Source organism: Bailinhaonella thermotolerans (assembly GCF_003594875.1).
GTDB lineage: Bacteria > Actinomycetota > Actinomycetes > Streptosporangiales > Streptosporangiaceae > Bailinhaonella > Bailinhaonella thermotolerans.
This window is the reverse complement of sequence record NZ_QZEY01000003.1, coordinates 113,370-131,789: the sequence shown is the minus strand read 5'-3', so window position 1 is coordinate 131,789 and position 18,420 is coordinate 113,370. Positions and strand designations below refer to the sequence as shown.

Sequence of the window (18,420 nt, the reverse complement as noted above, 5' to 3'; positions counted from 1 at the left end):
CACGTCCAGGAGCCCCTTCATGCCCCGCGCCGTTTATGTTCTTGCCCTTGGCATCTTCGCCATGGTGACCAGCGAGTTCGCGGTCGCCGGCCTCATGCCCCAGATGGCCGGGGGACTCGACGCCACGATCCCGCAGATCGGTTACCTCATCACCGCCTTCGCGGTGTCCATGACCGTCGGCGGTCCCTTCATGACGCTGACGATGGCGCGCCTGCGCCCCCGCCACGGCCTGATGACGCTGTTCGCGATCTTCCTCGCGGGCAACGTGCTGGCCGCGCTGTCCGGTTCCTACGCGCTGATGGTGGTCGCCCGGATCGTCACGGGCCTGGCCGCGCAGGCGTTCTTCGGCGTCGCGATCTCCCTGTCGGCGCGCATCACCCGCCCCGAGATCCGCGGCCGCGCGATGGCCGTCGTGCTGAACGGCCTGATGGTCGGCACGCTGCTGGGCCTGCCGCTCTCCACGTTCATCGGCGAGCGGCTGGGCTGGCGCGCCTCCTTCTGGGCGATCAGCGCGCTGACCGTGGTCGCCGCGGTCGCGACGATGATCGGCGTCCCGAAGATGGAACGTTCCACCACCGAGGGCAGCCTCCGCGAGGAACTGCGCGTCTTCCGCAACCGCGGCCTGTGGGTCGCCCTGCCCACCAGCACGCTCATCATCGGCGCGACCATGACCGCGTTCAGCTACTTCAACCCGATCCTCACCCAGGTCAGCGGCTTCAGCGCCGGGGCGGTCCCGCTGCTGCTCGTGGCGTACGGCGCGGCGACCGTGATCGGCAACAGCGTCGTGGGCCGTCTCGCCGACCGCCACACCGTGACCGTGCAGGCGTGGTTCCTGGCCCTGAACACGCTCTTCCTGATCGGCTTCGCCCTGCTGGCGCACGTCAGCGTCGCCGCGGTCGCGTTCATGCTGGGCGTCGGCCTGGTCGGCGTCACCCTGAACCCGGCCATGGTCGTCCGCGTCCAGCGCGCGGGCAACGCCACGCCGCTGGTCAACACCGTGCACTCGTCGTTCATCACGCTCGGCGTCATGATCGGTTCCTCGGCGGGCGGCCTGGCGATCGAGAGCCACGGCCTGCGCGCCCCGCTGTGGCTCGCCGCCGGGATGGCCGCCCTGGGCGTGCTCGCCGTCCTGCCCGCCGCGCTGCGTTCCCGCCGTCCCGCGCCCTCGGCCCCGCCGGCCCCGTCGTACGGCGACCGCGAACACGCCGGCGTCTGACGGCCCCTCCGCTCTCCCGGCGGCCGGGCCCCCGGCTCTCCTCGGCCGCCAGGCTCTCCTGGGCCGTGTCAGCCCTCGTGGCCGAGGGCGGCCAGCTCGGCCGCGCGCTCGTGGCGCTCGGCCGGGCGCTCGTGGCGCTCGCCCTCGGGCCCCGCGGCGGTCTCGCCGGCGATCCGGTCGTTGACCGCGATCACGGCCCGGAGCAGCGCCATCGTCGCCCCCGACTGCTCGGCGAAGGCCAGGAAGGCGCGCGTGTCCTTGGGCAGGCAGGCCCCGCCGTACGGCACGCCGCCGCGGATGCCGTACAGCGGGTTGAACGAGGCCTCGGCGGAGCGGGACACGGTGTCGGAGACGGCCGAGACGTCCGCCGGATCGAGCCCGAGGCGGCGCGCGACCAGCCAGACCTCGTTCCAGAAGCTGATCTTCGCGGCGTTGAAGCAGTTGTGGACGCACTTGACCAGCTCGGCCAGCGCCGGGTCGGGGAAGGCGCGCAGCTCCCCGCCGAACGGGGCCAGCAGCGTCCGGAGCAGGTCCAGCGCCTCCGGGCTGCGCGAGGCGACGACGGTCATCCACGGCTGGAGGAAGTCCCGCCGCGCCGTGGCCGCCCGCAGGAACTCGGGGTTGCAGGCCAGCAGGAAGCCCTCATGCGCGCGCAGCCCCGACTCCCGCTCCAGGATCGGCTGCACCAGGCCCTCGGTCGTGCCCGGCGGCACGGTCGAGCGCACGGCCACGAGGTGCCGCTCCGGGGAACCCGCCAGAGCCCGCCCGGCGGACCTGGCGGCCTCGATGACCGCGCCCAGCTCGTGCCCGTGCTCGGCGGCCGGGGTGGGCACGGTCAGGAACACCACGGAGGGCGGCTCGCCCTCCAGCGAGAGCGTCATCCGCGCGTCCAGGCCCTCGTCGCGCAGCGCGGCGACCCGGGGCTCGTGGATGTCCACGAACGTCACCTCGTGCCCGGCCGCCCGCAGCCCGTGCCCGGTGGCCGTGCCGACCACCCCCGAGCCCACGACGAAGATCCTGGTCATGTGGCCGTTCTCCTCTCAGGCGGCGGGCTGGAGGCGGGTGGTCTCGCCGCCCACGACGGCCACGCCGCGGGTGAGCCAGCGCTGCCGCCGGATGGTGAGCAGGGCGTAGATCCGGACGACCGCGGTCAGGAACGACACCAGCACGAAGCCGGGGATCAGGAACCAGGACGAGGGCCGCTCCCGCAGGTGCGGGATCATCTTGACCGCGCGACTGAGCCACCACCACGAGCCCAGCGCCGCCGCGAACCGCCACTCCCGCTCCGCGATCGCCCAGGTCATGCAGGCCGGCGACATGAGCAGCGTGAACGCCCCGGCGGCCTTGTCGGTCATGGTGAAGGCCAGGAACGGGTGCCGCCACAACCAGGGCCGGGACAGGGCGCGCAGGTCCGAGCGCCAGGTGTTGCGGGCCCACCGGGTCCGCTGCCGGAAGAAGACCCGCCAGTCCGAGGGGAACGTGGACCAGACGCGGGCGCTGCGCTGGAGCCGGGTGCGGTGGCCGCGCTCCAGGATCAGCATGGTCAGCCGCTTGTCGTCCCCCGACACGCAGGGCACGCCCAGGAACGTCTCGTTCATGAACTCCGCCGACACCTCCAGGAGGAGATGCCGGCGGTAGACGGCGGTGCGGCCCGACAGGCAGGAGACCGCCTCGCCGCAGACGGTCTGGGCGGCGTTCTCGTCGAAGTACCGGTAGTCGAGGAACATGTCGGTGACGCGGTGGAGGAACCCGCGCGGCCGGTAGACGTTCTGCCGCGTCCCCACGCCGCCCACCCCGGGATCGGCGAACGGCTTGCGCACCTCCGCCCCCACGTCGGGCGCCCACACGGTGTCCGAGTCCACCAGCGCCACCAGCTCGCTCGCGCAGGACTCCCAGCCGCGCCGGAGCGCGTCCCGCTTGCCGGGCACGGAGGTGACGATCACGCGGACCGGATGGCGGCGGGCGACCGCCGCGCACGCCTCGTCCGTCTCGTCGATCACGAGGACGACCTCGTCCACGTCGTTCGCCAGCCACGACCGGATGGCCACGTCCAGGATCTCCGGGTCCTCCTGGTAGACGGGGACGACCACGCCCAGCGTCGCGGAGTGCTCGGTCCGCCGGGGCCGGTAGAACAGGCCGGGGACGCGCCGGATCAGCCAGCAGGTCCACCGGATCAGGCCCACCGTGGCCAGGGGCACGACCAGGGATTTCATCGAGTCCTCACGACCTTCGTCGACGTGCCGGGCGTACGGCGCGGCGTGGCGCGACTCGACGGCCTCCTGGCGGATCGACGAGCGGCCGGCCGGGAGGGACCACCTGAGAACCGACAGTAGCAGAGTGTAATCAATGACTACACTGCGTTAGCGATTCGTTGATCATGCCTTTGAGCTCGGCGAATGCGTGCGGCCGGCCGATGGACGAGCGGTGCTCTTGACGTCGCGACGGTTCGGGATCAGGTTGGCGGCCATAAGAGGTACGCCCCCGCAGGGAGTCACCGGATGGGCTCACGGCACACGCTCGGCCGGCTGGCCGAGGAATCCTGGAACCGGTTCGACGACTACGACGCCCTCTACTACGAGGGCCGCTGGCACCGATCCCACGAACTGGCCGGCCGCGCCCGCCGCGCCGCCGGGGGCATCACCGGGCTGGGCGTGCGTCCGGGCGACCGCGTCGTCGTCATGATGGCCACCTGCCCCGAGGTCCCGATCGTCTACCAGGCGCTCTGGGCGGCCGGCGCCGTGGTCACGCCCGTGGTCTTCCTGATCGGGCCCGAGGAACTGGCGCACATCCTGCGCGACAGTGAGCCCGCCGCGATCGTCACCTCCCCCGAGCTGCTGGCCACCGTCCAGGCCACCGGCACCACACTCCCGGTCGTCGTCGTGGGCGAGGCCCCGCCGGGCACGGTGCCGTACGCCTCGCTGGAGGAGGCGGACGAGCGGCCGCTCGCGGACGTGGCCGAGGACGACCTGGCCGCGCTGATGTATACCGGGGGCACGACCGGGCGGGCCAAGGGGGTCATGCTCACCCACTCCGGCCTGTGGCACACCTCGCTCGCGGCGCGGCGGGCCAGCGAGATACCCGGGCTGACCCGCGCCATCGTGCCGGTCCCGCTCTCCCACGCGTACGGACTGATCGTGACGCTGGTCGGGATGCACTCGGCCGAGCCGCCGCAGTCGGTGCTGATGCGCTGGTTCGAGCCGAAGGAGTTCCTGCGGCTGGCGGCCGAGCAGCGGGCGCAGATCGGGACGGTGGTGCCCGCGATGCTGCAGATGCTGCTCGGGGAGCCGCTGGAGGAGACGCCGCTGCCGGAGCTGCGGTACCTCACCTGCGGGGCGGCGCCGCTGGCGCGCGACGTGCTGACCGAGTTCGAACGGCGCGTGCCCGGGGTGACCATCCTGGAGGGGTACGGGCTGACCGAGACCAGCGCCGTCACCACCTTCAACCCGCCGGACCGGCGCAAGATCGGCAGCGTCGGCCTGCCGCTGCCGGGATACACCGTGACGATCCGGGACGACTCGGGGGAGGCGCTGCCGGAGGACGAGCTCGGGGAGATCTGCGTGCGCGCCGACTCGCTCATGACCGGCTACTGGAACGGCCCGGACCTGACCCGGGAGGCGCTCGTGGACGGCGAGCTGCGCACCGGGGACATCGGGTGCGTGGACGAGGACGGGTACCTGTACGTCGTGGACCGCAAGAAGGACCTGATCATCCGGGGCGGGTTCAACGTGTTCCCGCGCGATGTGGAGGACACGCTGGTCAGGCACCCGGAGGTGGTCCTCGCCGGGGTGGTCGGCCGGCCCGATCCCCGCCTCGGCGAGGAGGTCGTCGCGTACGTCCAGCTCCGCCCGGGGGCGACGGTCACCCCGGAGGAGCTCATCGACTGGGCGCGGGACCGCGTGGGCCGGGTCAAGTACCCCCGCGAACTGCACATCGTGGACAAGGTCCCGGTGACGAGCGTGCTCAAACTGGACCGCAAGGCATTGCGCGCCCGCGAGCCGGGGAAAGAGTAGTCTCGGGCGCGATCCCCGAATCGATCCGGAGCCGCGCTGGTGAGTCCCGATCCATACGGTCCCGTGCCGGGTCACGCCGTCAGGTCCGTTTCATCCGCCGAGGTGGACGGGCTGCGCACGCAGGCGGTCACGGCGCTGGTGCTGCACCTGGTGTCGCTGGTGGCCTGCTGCAACGTGCTGGGCGTGCCCGGGGCGGTCCTGGCGGGGCTGGCCCTGCGCCGGGCGGGGACCACGCCGCGCGCGGCCCGGCGGCTGCTGCTCGGGTGCTGGGCGCTGCTGGGGCTGGGGGCGCTGTTCGTGCTCGCCGGGATCACCGTCCTCGCCGGGCTCTCCCCGGACCGCTTCGGCTGATCGCCCGCCTGAGCGCCGCCGCCCGGGTCGCCGTCCACCGTCGTACGGCCGCCGCGCGCGCGTTCGCTGTACGGCGTGGGGCGTGGGGCGTGGGCGTTTCGCCGTACCGGATCCGCGGGGACGGGTTGTCCACAGGCGGGGGCGTCGTCCACAGGATGGCCTTCGGGGAAGCGATCATGGGGCTCGGCGTGTTGGGATATCGACAGTCGTAACCGCCGCCCCAGGAGCTTCACGTGAGCGATGGCCCACTGATCGTGCAGTCGGACAAGACGCTGCTGCTCGAGGTCGACCACGCCGACGCGGCCGAGTGCCGCAAGGCGATCGCGCCGTTCGCCGAGCTGGAGCGCGCGCCCGAGCACGTGCACACCTACCGCGTGACGCCGCTGGCGCTGTGGAACGCGCGGGCGGCCGGGCACGACGCCGAGCAGGTCGTCGACTCCCTGATCCAATACAGCCGCTATCCCGTCCCCCACGCGCTGCTGGTGGACATCGCCGAGACCATGGCGCGCTACGGGCGGCTGCGGCTGGAGAAGCACCCGGTCCACGGGCTCGTGCTGGTCTCCAGCGACCGCGCCGTCCTGGAGGAGGTGCTGCGGTCCAAGAAGGTCCAGCCGATGATCGGCGAACGTGTCGACGCCGACACCGCGACCGTCCACCCGTCCGAGCGCGGCACCCTCAAGCAGGCCCTGCTCAAGCTGGGCTGGCCCGCCGAGGACCTGGCCGGCTACGTCGACGGCGAGGCCCATCCGATCACGCTCGCCGAGGAGGGCTGGGCCCTCCGGCCGTACCAGAAGGAGGCGGCCGAGGCGTTCTGGCACGGCGGCTCGGGCGTGGTCGTGCTGCCCTGCGGCGCCGGCAAGACCATCGTGGGCGCGGCGGCGATGGCCCACGCCTCGGCCACGACGCTGATCCTGGTCACCAACACGGTCTCCGCGCACCAGTGGAAGCAGGAGCTGCTGCGCCGCACGAGCCTCACCGAGGACGAGATCGGCGAATACACCGGCACGAAGAAGGAGATCCGGCCGGTCACCATCGCCACCTACCAGGTGATGACGACCCGCCGCCAGGGCGCCTACCGTCACCTGGAGCTGTTCGACGCGCGCGACTGGGGCCTGGTGCTGTACGACGAGGTCCACCTGCTCCCCGCGCCCATCTTCCGGATGACCGCCGACCTGCAGGCCCGCCGACGCCTCGGGCTGACCGCGACGCTCGTGCGCGAGGACGGCCGCGAGGGCGACGTGTTCTCCCTCATCGGCCCCAAGCGCTACGACGCGCCGTGGAAGGAGATGGAGAACCAGGGCTGGATCGCCCCGGCCGACTGCGTCGAGGTGCGGGTGACGCTGCGCGACGACGAGCGCCTGGCCTACGCCACCGCCGAGGCCGAGGACCGCTACCGCCTGTGCGCCACCACCCCCGCCAAGACCCGCGTCGTCGAGTCCCTGGTGCGCAAGCACGCAGGCGAGCAGATCCTCGTCATCGGGCAGTACCTCGACCAGCTCGACGAGCTCGGCGAGCACCTCGGCGCCCCGGTGATCAAGGGCGAGACCCGGGTCAAGGAGCGCGAGCGCCTGTTCGACGCCTTCCGCTCCGGGGAGATCAACGTCCTGGTGGTGTCCAAGGTCGCCAACTTCTCCATCGACCTGCCGGAGGCGGCGGTCGCCATCCAGGTCTCCGGCACCTTCGGCTCGCGGCAGGAGGAGGCCCAGCGCCTCGGCCGCGTCCTGCGCCCCAAGACCGACGGCCGGGGCGCCAGGTTCTACTCCCTGGTCTCCCGCGACACGGTGGACCAGGAGTTCGCGGCGCACCGCCAGCGATTCCTCGCCGAACAGGGCTACGCCTACCAAATCATCGACGCGCACGACCTCGCTTAATCATCAGCCGAAAAGCCCCGGAAAACGAAGGGCCGGAACCTTTCCCGAGTTTCCATGGGAAAGGTCCGGCCCTTCGCCGCGAGAGACCTGACCGCAGCCTCTCAGCAGATCTTCGGCCGACCCTCAGCTCAGGTCCAGGAGAGGCCCGCGGCCTCCCGTTCCACAGCGCTCCTCATATACGACATATGCCCACTATCCCCCAGTCCTACGCTTTCCGTATCCCCTTCCGGAACATCCGTTCTCACGCCCCAATCCGCGCTCGGATCAGGCTCTGACAAGCAACTCCTTGAGGGAGAAGATCCGCGAATGGGAACGGGAACTCCCCGTCATTACCGCCAATCCGGTTCGGTCCTGTACTTCCGCCGCTCCGGGGTCCGCGCGGGCGGCGCCGTCACCGGATACGACCTTGCGCCGGCCTCGCCGAACGCCACGTCCGCGAGCCGGCTCCGGCGCCTGAACGCCCCGGGTCGCTGACGGCGATCGCCCGGCAACGGGTCGCCGACGCGGGACCCCGGCAGGCGAGGCGGATCGCCGGGGCCGGGCCCCGGCGCGGTGGCGGCGGTCCCCGGCGTACGGCCGGTCAGGTGTCGGCGTGGGCGGTGAGGTGGGCGACCACCCGGGTCGTGATCGCGGCCAGGGTCTCCAGCTCGTCCTCGGTCAGGTGGTCGATGAGGTGGCGGCGGACCGACTCGACGTGGCCGGGGGCGGCGGCGACGATGGCGTCCAGGCCGGCCGGGGTGAGGGCGACGACCGCGCCTCTCCCGTCGCCCGGGGACTCCTCGCGCCGGACGAGGCCGCGCTGCTCCATCCGGGTGATGTGGTGCGACAGGCGGCTCTTGGACCACAGCAGCCAGCCCGCCAGGTCGATCATGCGCAGGCGGTGACCCTCGGTCTCGGAGAGGGTCGAGAGCACGTCGTAGTCGGGCTCGGACAGGCCGGAATCGGCGGCCAGGTCACGGGCGAGCTGGAGGTCCAGCAGGCCGCGCATCCGCCGGTAACCACGCCAGGCGCGGTTCTCACGCTGGTCAAGCCATCGGGGCTCGGTCATGGCCCCAGTCTAGAGACGTTGGTTGACACGTCAACCTCGGCGGCGTAGGTTCCCGGTTGACACATCAACCAAAGCGTTGGGAGCGGTCATGGCGACCACCTTCACCCGGGCCGGGCGCACGGAGCCCGCGACCCCGGATCCCGCCTTCGGCCTCACGCCGGTCCGGGCACCGGAGGGACCGCCCCGCCGCGCGCCGGGCCGGCGACTGGTCCGGCGGCTGGCCGGGCTCTACGCCGGGCTGGCCCTGTTCGGCGTGAGCATGGCGCTGATGATCGCGGCCGGGCTGGGCCTGCCCTCCTGGGACGTGCTGCACCAGGGCCTCGCCGCCCGCACCGGCCTGCCGTTCGGCTGGATCGTGATCGGTGTGGGCGCGGTGGTCCTCGCGCTGTGGATCCCGCTGCGGCAGCGGCCGGGGCTCGGCACCGTGAGCAACGTGATCGTGGTCGGGCTCGCCGTGGACGCCGCGTCCGCCGTGCTCCCCACCCCGGACCATCCGGCGGCGCGCGCCGGCTTCCTGCTCGCCGGGATCCTGCTGAACGGCGTGGCCACCGGCCTCTACATCGGCGCGCGGTTCGGCGCGGGGCCCCGCGACGGGCTGATGACCGGGCTGGCCGCGCGCGGGATCTCGATCCGCGCCGCCCGCACGATCCTCGAACTCGCCGTGCTCGCCGCCGGCTGGGCGCTGGGCGGCACGGCCGGGCTCGGCACCCTCCTGTACGCCGTCGGCATCGGGCCGCTGGCGCAGTACTTCATCCGCGTATTCACCGTGAAGGGCGACAACTCATGACCGCAGTGCGTTTCGGCCTCGACGTCTCCACCTCCGCCGCCCCCGGCGCCGACCCCGTGGCGTACGCCCGCCTCGCCGAGGAACTGGGCTTCGACTTCCTCTCCGCCTCCGACCACCCCGCCGGGTCGCACCCGACGTACGAGACGTGGACCATGCTGTCCTGGATCGCCGCCGCGACCTCGCGCGTCCAGATCGCGACCAGGGTGCTCGGCGTGCCGTACCGCAACCCGGCGCTGGTGGCCAAGATGGCCGAGACCTTCGACCGCCTCTCCGGCGGACGGCTCATCCTCGGCCTGGGCGGCGGCCACTCCGACGACGAGTTCCGGCAGCTCGGCCTGAAGGTCCCCACCCCGCGCGAGAAGATCGACGGCCTGGAGGAGGCCGTGCTGCTGACGCGCGGCCTGTGGTCCGAGCCGGCGTTCACCTTCAAGGGCTCCGTCCACCACACCGACGCCGCCGACCTGGAGCCCAAGCCCGCCCGCCGCATCCCGATCTGGCTCGGCACCTTCGGCCCCCGCGCCCTCGCGGTGACCGGCCGCCTCGCCGACGGCTGGATCCCCTCGATGAGCTTCGCCCCGCCCGAGCGGGTCGTGCCCCTCCGGGACCGCCTCCTGTCCGCTGCCGAGCAGGCCGGCCGCGACCCCGCCGAGATCACCCTCGCCTACAACATCCAGGTCACCCTCGCCAAGGAACCCGACCCCACCCCCACCGCCCTCATCGGCCCCCCGTCCTACATAGCCGACCGCCTCCACCACCTGACCACCCTCGGCTTCACCGCCTTCAACCTCATGCCGACCACCCCAACCCCCGAATCCGCCCTGACCCCCCTGGCCACCCAAGTCCTCCCCACCCTCCGCTAACCCCACCACCCACCCCCGTCACCTCCACCAGGGCACCAATCCCGCGAACCAGGACAACAACCCCTCCCCCTCGCCGTGATCATGCAGTTTTGAACACACCCTGTGCGTAAAACTGCAAGATCACGGCGAGGAAAGCGCGGCCGCCACGCCGTCGGCACGCCCGGCTCCCACGCCACCCCGCCTACCTCGGCCAAGGCGCCAATTTCGCGAATCGGGACGACAGGGCCTCCTCCTTGGCGTGATCACGGTTTTGGGCACACGTTGTGCTTGAGAGCGCATGATCACGGCGGGGGCGCGGGCGTCGTGTCGCTTTGGGGGTGGGGGCGGCGGGGGTGTCTCCCTGGCGTTCGTGGGTGGGGTGCTGCTTCTCGCGGCTGTCTGCGGGTTGTGCTCGGGGGGGTTGAGTTGGAGGTGGGGGGTGGGGCTGGGATAGTTCGGTCGCTGGGGTTGTCGGACTCGGGAGGGGTTGTGGGGTTCGGGCTTGCGGGGAAGGTGGTTCTCGTCACGGGGGCCAGCCGGGGGTTCGGGGCGATCGTCGCGCGGCGGCTGGCGGGTGAGGGGTGTTCGCTGGCGCTCTGCGCTCGCGGGGAGGAGGGGCTGCTCGCCACCGCCGCGGAGATCGAGGACGCCTGCTCGGTGCCGGTGTTCGCGCGGGCCCTGGACGTGACCCGGCCCGAGGAGCTGCGGGGGTTCGTGGACGGGGCGGCGGAGGCGCTGGGCGGGATCGACGGGCTCGTCGCCAACGCCGGGGCCGGGTACGGCGGATCGCTGATGGAGTCCACGCCCGAGGAGTGGAGCCGGACCTACGACATCAACGTGGGACATGCCGCGCACGCCATCCGGTGCTGCGTGCCGTACATGCGGGAGCGGGGCCACGGGGACGTGGTGATCGTGTCCTCGATCTCCGGGTGGAAGCCGGCGCGGCGGGCGCAGTACGGCGCGGCGAAGGCGGCGGAGATCTACCTCGCGGGGTCGCTCGCGCGCGAACTCGCGCCGGAGATCCGGGTGAACACCGTGAGCCCGGGGTCGATGCTGTTCCCCGGCGGCGGATGGGACGAGTTCCGGACCGGCGATCCCGAGGGGTACGAGCGGTTCCGGGGCGAGTTCCCCGGCGGGGAGCTCGTGGACGGTGAGGACGCGGCGAACGTCGTGGTGTTCCTGCTCTCGCGGCTGTCGTGGGCGGTCAACGGCGCGAACATCCCCGTGGACGCCGCGCAGAACGCCCCCTCGGCCGGCGGATACTAGACGACCGGCCTGACGCCGGCTCGCACGGCTACCAGGCCCGCGCCAGCTCGCCGCCGACGAACAGCACGCCCTCGGCGAGGGTCCAGCACACGATCGCGGCGAACATGAGCCGGTTGTAGCCGCCGGGGTCCCGCCGCGCGTACGGCAGGGCGAGCGCCGCCATCGTGATCACACCCGCGAGCGCGGCGAACGCCCCCGACCACAGGCTGACCTCGGCCATCCGCCGCCGGCACCGCTCCATGATCTCCCCGTCGGCGCAGAACGCCTCCAGTCCCCACCCCGCGAACACCGACAGCCCCCACAACGCCGCGAGCAGCAGGTTCGCCACGGTGGTCACCACCGGGGAGACCTGCGGCGTGCCGCCCATGCGCACCACCCCTCCCCAGGAAACGGTACCCCCGCCGCGCCCCGCCGCCCCGGCGTCCTGCCGCGTGCCGGGAAAAGTGTTCGGAGCGAGCCCGGCCCGGGGGGTAGGCTTGACGGTTTCGCTGCCTTTGGTTACCACACCGCTCCGACAAGGAGGTCTTCGGCATGCCCGCGCACCAGCCCGCGGCACCACTCGCACCCGACATAACCGAAACGACCGGCGGCCAGGCGGACCCCGCCGATGTGATCCTGGCCGCCGAACGCGCCCACCTGGCCCACTCACGCGCGGCCCTGCGCCGCATGCGGGAGCACGCGCAGTCCCTCTCCTCCGACGCCGCGGGGGACTGGGTGTCGCAGCAGGTCCTGGAGGCGCTGCTCGACCAGCGCATCGCCGCCCTGGCCGACCACCCCGACACCCCGCTCTTCTTCGGCCGCGTGGACCGCGCCACCGCCCCCGCCGCCGGACCCACCGGCCCCGTCGGTCCCACCGCTTCCGCCGCTCCCGTAGGAGCGGGCGCCGCGGGCCGTACGGCGGGCGCCGGGGCGGCGGGCGGCCGGGCGGCGGAGGACGAGGACGACCTCCCCCGCACGATGTACATCGGCCGCCGGCATGTCCACGACGAGTCCGGCCTCGCCCTCGTCATCGACTGGCGCGCCCCCGTCTCCCGCGCCTTCTACCAGGCGAGCCCCGCCGACCCGATGGGCCTTGAGCTGCGCCGGCGCTTCGGGTACCACGGCGGCGAGCTGACCGCCTTCGAGGACGAGCCCCTCGACCGCGGCGGCACCCTCGGTCCCTCCAGGATCCTCACCGAGGAGATCGAGCGCCCCCGCACCGGCCCGATGCGCGACATCGTGGCCACCATCCAGCCCGACCAGGACGAGATCGTCCGCGCCGCCCTCGGCCAGACCGTCTGCGTCCAGGGCGCCCCCGGGACCGGGAAGACGGCCGTCGGCCTGCACCGCGCCGCGTACCTGCTGTTCACGCACCGCGAGAAGCTCAGCCGCTCCGGCGTGCTCATCGTGGGGCCGAACCGGGCGTTCCTGTCGTACATCTCCTCGGTCCTGCCCGCCCTCGGCGAGGTCCGCGTGGACCAGAGCACCCTGGGCGACCTGCTCCGCGAGCACGCCGCCCCGGAGGCCGCCGTCCCCGAGGACGACGCCGTCGCCGCGATCAAGGGTGACGCGCGGATGGCCGAGGTGCTGCGCCGCGCCCTGTGGCAGCACGTCACCAAGCCCGAGGAGGGCCTGGTCCACGTCAAGGGAGCCTCCCGCTACCGGGTGGCCGACTACGAGGTCCGCGAGATCGCCGCCTCCCTGCGCGGGACCACCCGGTACGGCCCGGGCCGCAACGCCTTCGCCCAGCGGCTCGCGCACGCCGTGCTCGTCCGCATGGAGCAGCGCGGCGAGGCCCCCGACGACCGCGTGCAGGACGCGGTGGCGCGCTCGAAGCCGGTCAAGCGGCTCGTCGAGGCGGTCTGGCCCAAGCTCACCCCGCAGCAGGTGCTGTTCACGCTGCTCAGCGACGCCGAGGCGCTGGGCCGCGCGGCGAAGGACATCCTGACCGAGGAGGAGCAGGCCGCGATCCTGTGGCGCAAGTCGTACCGCTCGGCCAAGAGCGCCAGGTGGTCGGCGGCCGACGCGGCCCTGCTGGACGAGCTGGCCGATCTCATCGAGCGCACCCCGACGCGCGGTCACATCGTGGTGGACGAGGCGCAGGACCTGTCGCCCATGCAGCTCCGGGCGCTCGGCCGCCGCTGCGCCACCGGATCGGCGACCGTCCTCGGGGACCTCGCCCAGGGCACGACCCCCTGGTCCGCGCGCTCCTGGACCGAGGTCCTCGCCCACCTGGGCCAGGACGGCCAGGTCACCGAGCTGACCATGGGCTTCCGCGTGCCCCGCGAGGTGCTCGACTTCGCCGCGCGGCTGCTCCCGTCGGTCGCGCCCGAGCTGGCCCTGCCCCGCTCGCTGCGTCCCGGCCAGGGGTCGCTGACCGTACGGCGGGCCGCGGCCGAACCCGCGCCCGGCGCCCTCTCCGGGGAGGTCCTCGACCTCGCGGTGGACGCGTGCCGGACGGCACTCGGGCGGGAGGGGTCCGTCGGCCTGATCGCCGCCGACGCCGACGTCCCCGCGCTCCGGGAGGCCCTGACCGCCGCCGGGCTCGCCTGCGACGTGCTCGACGGTTCCGGCGACGAGACCGAACGCCTCCTCCTGGTCCCCGCCACGCTCGCGAAGGGCCTGGAGTACGACCACGTGATCGTCGCCGAGCCCGCCAGGGTCGTCGCCGCCGAGCCGCGCGGCCTGGCCCGCCTCTACGTGGTCCTCACCCGCGCGGTCACCTCGCTGACCGTGGTCCACGCCGAGCCCCTGCCCGCCCAGCTCGCCTGAGCCCGGCCGTACGGCTTGAGCCCGTCCCCGCGCCGGGAGCGACGCGGGGACGGGCCCGGGCCACGCTCAGGCCGTACCCGGCACGAAGCCACTCGCCTCGGGCCGTGCCCGGGCGCCCGGGGCTACTTCTGCTGGGACAGGGCGTGGAGGCGGCCGTGCTCCTTCGACCGGACCTCCTGGATCCGCTGGGCGACGTCCTTGGGCACGGCGGTCCGCAGCGTGCGGGCGAAGGCGCGCAGCCGTTTCGCGCACGCGGCGACGGCCTTCCTGACCACGTCGGACTTGTTCCAGGGGTGTTCGCCCTCGTCCTCCCGCAGGGTCTCCTCCAGCGACGCGGCGATCAGCGGCAGCGCCTTGACGTAGGTCTCGCGCTCCTGCGTGAGCTCCCGCGCCTGGAGCGTGGCCGCGTCCTCCAGGGACTTGGTGTCGAAGGTCTCGGTGAGCGTCCCGTCGCCGCGTTCACCCTGGCCGGCGCGGTTGCCCGCGTCCACCGTGGCGTACGGCAGGAGGTTGCGGAAGCAGAGGTAGCCCGTGGCGGCCTCGCTCACCGTCTCCGCCGTCAGGGTCTCGACGGCGGCGTCGAACAGGGCGTGGAGCTGCCCCGCCTGGAGCTGGGCGAGGGGCAGGAGGGTGTCGAGCCTCATCACGTCCGAGGCGAGCTCCTTCGCCACGGCCTCGTCCAGGGTGGCGAACGCCGCGCCCTCGTTGGGGGCCGTGACGAGCATGCGGCTGACCGCCTTGCACTGGATGATCCAGGACGTGGTGTGGCTGCCCATGCCCGCGACGCCGCCGGGGGCCGGGGCTCGCCCGTTGACGTCGAGCGGCCGCCCCTGCGTCCAGGTGACGACGAGGGGGTCGTTGTCGGCGTCGGCGACCCACTCGTTCGACCGGTTCGTGTCCGGGAGCCCGGCGAGCCCGCCGTACTCGGTGTCGAACAGCGCGAGCATGTCGGTGAACGGCTTGGCCGTCAGGTCGGCCTTCGGGTGGAGGGCCGTCACCTCGGCGACCAGGCGGTCCCGGGCGGCCTGCCTGGGCGACGGGCCGAGCAGGCCCGCGGCGACCACGCTGCGGGGGTACGCGACGCAGGCGAGGGACTGGTGCTCGTGCATGAGGAAGGCCATGATCGCGGCCACCCGGGGCCCGGCGTTCGCGGCCAGGGCCTCGGCGGCCTGGACGGCGAGCAGGGCGCGGCCGAGGTACCCGCCGATGATGCCCTGCTGCCGGGTGGCCTCCTTCTTGCGGACGCCCGGAGGGTCCTGGGACATCTTCATGACGTCGGCGGCGGCGTTCCTGATCGCGATCGCGGCCCCGAACAGGTCCTCGCTCGTCGACACGGCCTTGTACCGCTCGGCGATGGCGTCCGCCTGGGAGGCGATCGTGTCGCTGTCGGTGGCCGTCGAGCCCGTTCCCCGCAGCAGCCGCAGCAGGCTCTCGCTGTGCCCGGAGAGCGTGTCGTAGTCGTCGCGGACGCGCTTGGCCGCGCCCGGGTCGAGGAGGTGGACGAGGCCGGTCTCCCGCAGCGCCGCGTCGAAGGAGAACAGCCGCCACAGCGGGTCCTTCAGCTCCGGCCTGGCCGGGAACTCCGGCTTGCGCTCGGTCTCCATGGGGACGGCGCCCCCGGTCCTCTGCGCCTGCTTGGCCCGCTCCCGCGCGGCCTCCGCCCTGGCCCGCGCCTCCAGCTCGGCCTTGAGGCACGCGCGCTCGTACTCGACGACCAGCCGCCGCTGCCGCCCCTCGCCCGAGCCGACGGACCCGCGGGCCGACGGGCTCCGCACGGTCGCGTAGGGCAGGTAGTTGAGGTACGCCAGGTGCTGGGCGATCGCCGTGCAGAGCGCGGTCACCGCGAGGTCGTTCATCCCCGCGTCGAGGTGGGTCCGCGCGGCGCTGACCGCCTCGATCGCCCGCTGCGCCGAGTCCTCCAGGAGCGGGGCCCGCTGCTCGTGGTCGTCGAGCCAGGTGAACAGCTTCATCTGGGTGGAGTCGGCCTGCCCCATCCAGACGACGGCCTCGTCATGCCTGATCCTCATCCAGTCGACGGCCTCGCCCAGGGTCAGCCCGTGCAGCTCGGCCCGGATCGCGTCGAGGTGGACCTGCCAGGCGACCGTGTGGTCGCCCATGCGGTTGCCGTACGGCGAGGGCGTGCGCGGCCGGGGACTGATGACCACCCGCTCGATCACCTGCTTGTCGGTGATGCGCAGCGCGGGCCGCAGGTGGACCGTCGCCCCCTTGGGCAGGTCCAGATGGAGCTGCGGCGTCAGCGGCAGCGGCTTGTCCGCCGCGACCTTGGACTGCTCGGTGAACGAACCGGCACGTTTCATGCCCGCCTCCTCGGTGCCGCGCTGAGCCGCGCAGCCCCTCACTTCTCCCTCCGCCGGCCCCTCCCGCCAACCCTCCGGACCGCCACAACCCCCATCCCGTACGGCGGGCACAGGCAGCGCGCCGCGAGGGCGGCGGTGAGGGCGGCCAGCAGCGCCGGGATCACGACCTCCGGGACGACGGGCGGGACCACGGCCTCGGCGGTCACCCAGCCGGGGACGTACGCCAGCGCGGCCACGAGCGACCGCACGGCCACGAGCCCGTCGAACGCGGACGCGGGCACGAGCCCGAGCAGCGGGAAGACGAGCACGTCGTACCACGGCCGGTAGACGGTGGCGGTGCACAGGAAGGCCAGCGCGAACGCCAGCGCCAGCCGTACGGAGGGGTCCGCGGGCGGCAGCCGCCACGCGAGCAGCGCCGCCAGCGCGAGCGCCGCGATCAACGCCGGGACGCCGTACGACCCCTCGGGCGGCAGCGACCACACGCTCGCCGTCGTCGGCTCTCCCGACCGCGCCGCGAGCGCCCCCGGCACGCCCGGCGCGCCCAGGAGGTACGCCGCCGCCGCGCCCCCGCCGGCCACGAGCGCCACCGCCGCACCCGGCCGGAGGCGGCGCGCCCCGAGCGCCAGCGCGGGCACGGCCAGCCCGAAGGTCGCCTTCACCGCCACCGCCCCCGCCAGCAGCCCGCCCGCGGTCAGCGCGCCCGCGGCAGGCGCGCGGCGGCGGGACAGCGCCAGGAGGGCGAGGACGAGGAGGAGGGCGCCCGCGACGTCGAGGTGGCCGCCAGCGGGGACGGCCCAGAGCATGAGGGGGTTGGCGGTCCACAGGAGGTGGACGCGCGGCCCGGGCGCGAGGCGGGCCAGGACCAGGGCGGTGAGCAGGAACATCGCCGTGTACGTCAGCTTGAGCAGCAGGACGGTCCGCGGGAGGGAGCCGCCGCCCAGCTCGGCGGCGAGCCACTGGGTCGCCGTGGCCAGGGGGCCGTACACCGAGGGGTGCGCGCGCCAGGGCACGGAGGCGAACGCCGCCACCGGGTCCCCGCCGGCCATGAGGTGGACCGGGGTGAGCGCGCCGGGGTCGAGCCCGAGCGCCGCCATCCGGCCGTACACCGCGTAGTCGAGGAGGTCGGTGGAGGCCAGCGGCGGCACGAGCGCGAGCGAGACGGCTCCGGCCACCCCGAGGGCGACCAGGCCGGGCGGCCGGGCGCCGCGCCGGACGGCCCGCAGGCCCAGCAGGAGCCCGCCCGTGCCGGTGATCAGCCCCGCCCAGAGCACGCCGGTCACCAGCTCGCCGCGCGTCACGCCCAGCGCGCGCGCCGCCAGCCCGGCCGCGTGCCGTACGGCGGGCAGCCCCGCGCCGGGGGACCCGTGCTCGACGCGCGGGGGCCGCTGCGGGGGACGCCGGACCGGGATGTCCCCCGCCTGCTCCAGCAGCACGGCGGCCTCGGCGGGCGAGCGGGCGGCGTCGCGCACGTCCCGCTGGGTCAGCGGCGAGGACGGCACGGTGAGCGAGGGCACGGCCGCCGAGGGCCCCGCCAGTCCCGCGGCCGCCATCGCCAGCACCCCCGCGACCAGCGCCGCCACCGCGAGCCAGGCCGCGAGCGCGCCCCCGCGCCGCTCGCCCGGCTCCCCGCGCCGCCCTGTTCCCCCGGCCCCGCCCGGCTCCCCGCCCCTCCCCGGCTCCCCGGCCAGGCCCTCCCCGGCCCGGCCCGGTGCGGCGCCCGGGCGCTCGCGGACCGTCCCGGACCCGCCAGGTCCGGCCCCGGGCGGATCGTGCGCCGTCCCGGTCGTCTCCGTCGCCACCGCCACCCCCGCGTCCCGTACGGCGCCGCCCGCCGCCGTCCCCCGGCGTACGGCAGGCCGCCGCGCGCCCGGCGGATGGGGCGTCCGGGACGGGAGCGTAGGCGCGGCGGGTGGCCGCGGGGTTAAGCGCGCAGAACAGGGGCGGGAACGGCGAAGAGGGCGGC

14 protein-coding genes are annotated in these 18,420 nt (G+C 73.8%); 8 read left to right on the top strand and 6 right to left on the bottom strand.

Features of this window, described 5'->3' with window-relative positions; genetic code table 11:
- The first annotated feature begins 61 nt into the window (after nucleotides 1–61).
- Nucleotides 62–1,216 (top strand): MFS transporter, encoded by a 1,155-nt coding sequence (locus D5H75_RS09860; protein ID WP_422673551.1) that lies wholly within the window; start codon nucleotides 62–64, stop codon nucleotides 1,214–1,216.
- Between the two features lie 68 nt (nucleotides 1,217–1,284).
- Here the strand turns inward: D5H75_RS09860 and D5H75_RS09855 are convergent, their stop codons facing one another.
- Nucleotides 1,285–2,241, bottom strand: a complete 957-nt coding sequence (locus D5H75_RS09855) for a 2-dehydropantoate 2-reductase N-terminal domain-containing protein (protein ID WP_119926105.1) — start codon at nucleotides 2,239–2,241, stop codon at nucleotides 1,285–1,287.
- Nucleotides 2,242–2,256: 15 nt separating this feature from the next.
- Nucleotides 2,257–3,429: a glycosyltransferase gene (locus D5H75_RS09850; RefSeq protein ID WP_119926104.1), complete on the bottom strand. Its 1,173-nt coding sequence runs from the start codon at nucleotides 3,427–3,429 to the stop codon at nucleotides 2,257–2,259.
- A 285-nt stretch (nucleotides 3,430–3,714) separates the two neighbouring features.
- Between D5H75_RS09850 and D5H75_RS09845 the strand changes: the two genes are divergently transcribed.
- The 3 genes from D5H75_RS09845 to D5H75_RS09835 all read left to right on the top strand — a co-directional run bounded on the left by D5H75_RS09845 (nucleotide 3,715) and on the right by D5H75_RS09835 (nucleotide 7,448).
- Nucleotides 3,715–5,226, top strand: a complete 1,512-nt coding sequence (locus tag D5H75_RS09845) for a class I adenylate-forming enzyme family protein (protein WP_119926103.1) — start codon at nucleotides 3,715–3,717, stop codon at nucleotides 5,224–5,226.
- A gap of 39 nt (nucleotides 5,227–5,265) precedes the next feature.
- A complete protein-coding gene (locus D5H75_RS09840; protein ID WP_147425104.1) occupies nucleotides 5,266–5,577 on the top strand; it encodes a hypothetical protein in 312 nt (103 codons plus the stop codon).
- Between the two features lie 233 nt (nucleotides 5,578–5,810).
- Entirely contained in the window at nucleotides 5,811–7,448 is a 1,638-nt protein-coding gene (locus D5H75_RS09835) for a DNA repair helicase XPB (protein ID WP_119926101.1), read from the top strand.
- Nucleotides 7,449–8,028: 580 nt separating this feature from the next.
- Here the strand turns inward: D5H75_RS09835 and D5H75_RS09830 are convergent.
- Nucleotides 8,029–8,496, bottom strand: coding sequence for a MarR family winged helix-turn-helix transcriptional regulator (locus tag D5H75_RS09830; protein ID WP_119926100.1), 468 nt, complete (start codon nucleotides 8,494–8,496; stop codon nucleotides 8,029–8,031).
- A gap of 88 nt (nucleotides 8,497–8,584) precedes the next feature.
- Between D5H75_RS09830 and yczE the strand changes: the two genes are divergently transcribed.
- The 3 genes from yczE (at nucleotide 8,585) to D5H75_RS09815 (ending at nucleotide 11,388) form a co-directional block, all read left to right on the top strand.
- On the top strand, nucleotides 8,585–9,283 hold the full coding sequence (yczE, locus tag D5H75_RS09825; protein ID WP_242454106.1) for a membrane protein YczE: 699 nt from the start codon (nucleotides 8,585–8,587) through the stop codon (nucleotides 9,281–9,283).
- Nucleotides 9,280–10,143 carry an LLM class flavin-dependent oxidoreductase gene (locus tag D5H75_RS09820; RefSeq protein ID WP_119926099.1) on the top strand — a complete coding sequence of 288 codons (864 nt, stop codon included), beginning with the start codon at nucleotides 9,280–9,282 and terminating at the stop codon, nucleotides 10,141–10,143. The genes yczE and D5H75_RS09820 overlap by 4 nt, the downstream gene beginning before the upstream one ends.
- A 468-nt stretch (nucleotides 10,144–10,611) precedes the next feature.
- Nucleotides 10,612–11,388: an SDR family NAD(P)-dependent oxidoreductase gene (locus D5H75_RS09815; RefSeq protein ID WP_119926098.1), complete on the top strand. Its 777-nt coding sequence runs from the start codon at nucleotides 10,612–10,614 to the stop codon at nucleotides 11,386–11,388.
- Nucleotides 11,389–11,416: 28 nt separating this feature from the next.
- Here D5H75_RS09815 and D5H75_RS09810 read toward each other — a convergent pair whose 3' ends face one another.
- Nucleotides 11,417–11,755: a hypothetical protein gene (locus tag D5H75_RS09810; protein WP_119926097.1), complete on the bottom strand. Its 339-nt coding sequence runs from the start codon at nucleotides 11,753–11,755 to the stop codon at nucleotides 11,417–11,419.
- A gap of 164 nt (nucleotides 11,756–11,919) precedes the next feature.
- Between D5H75_RS09810 and D5H75_RS09805 the strand changes: the two genes are divergently transcribed.
- Entirely contained in the window at nucleotides 11,920–14,139 is a 2,220-nt protein-coding gene (locus tag D5H75_RS09805) for a HelD family protein (RefSeq protein WP_119926096.1), read from the top strand.
- Nucleotides 14,140–14,261: 122 nt separating this feature from the next.
- Here the strand turns inward: D5H75_RS09805 and D5H75_RS09800 are convergent, their stop codons facing one another.
- Nucleotides 14,262–16,457: a hypothetical protein gene (locus D5H75_RS09800; RefSeq protein WP_119926095.1), complete on the bottom strand. Its 2,196-nt coding sequence runs from the start codon at nucleotides 16,455–16,457 to the stop codon at nucleotides 14,262–14,264.
- A gap of 38 nt (nucleotides 16,458–16,495) precedes the next feature.
- Complete coding sequence (locus tag D5H75_RS09795; RefSeq protein ID WP_119926094.1) at nucleotides 16,496–18,262, bottom strand: MptA/MptB family glycosyltransferase; 1,767 nt, start codon at nucleotides 18,260–18,262, stop codon at nucleotides 16,496–16,498.
- Between the last annotated feature and the right edge of the window lie 158 nt (nucleotides 18,263–18,420).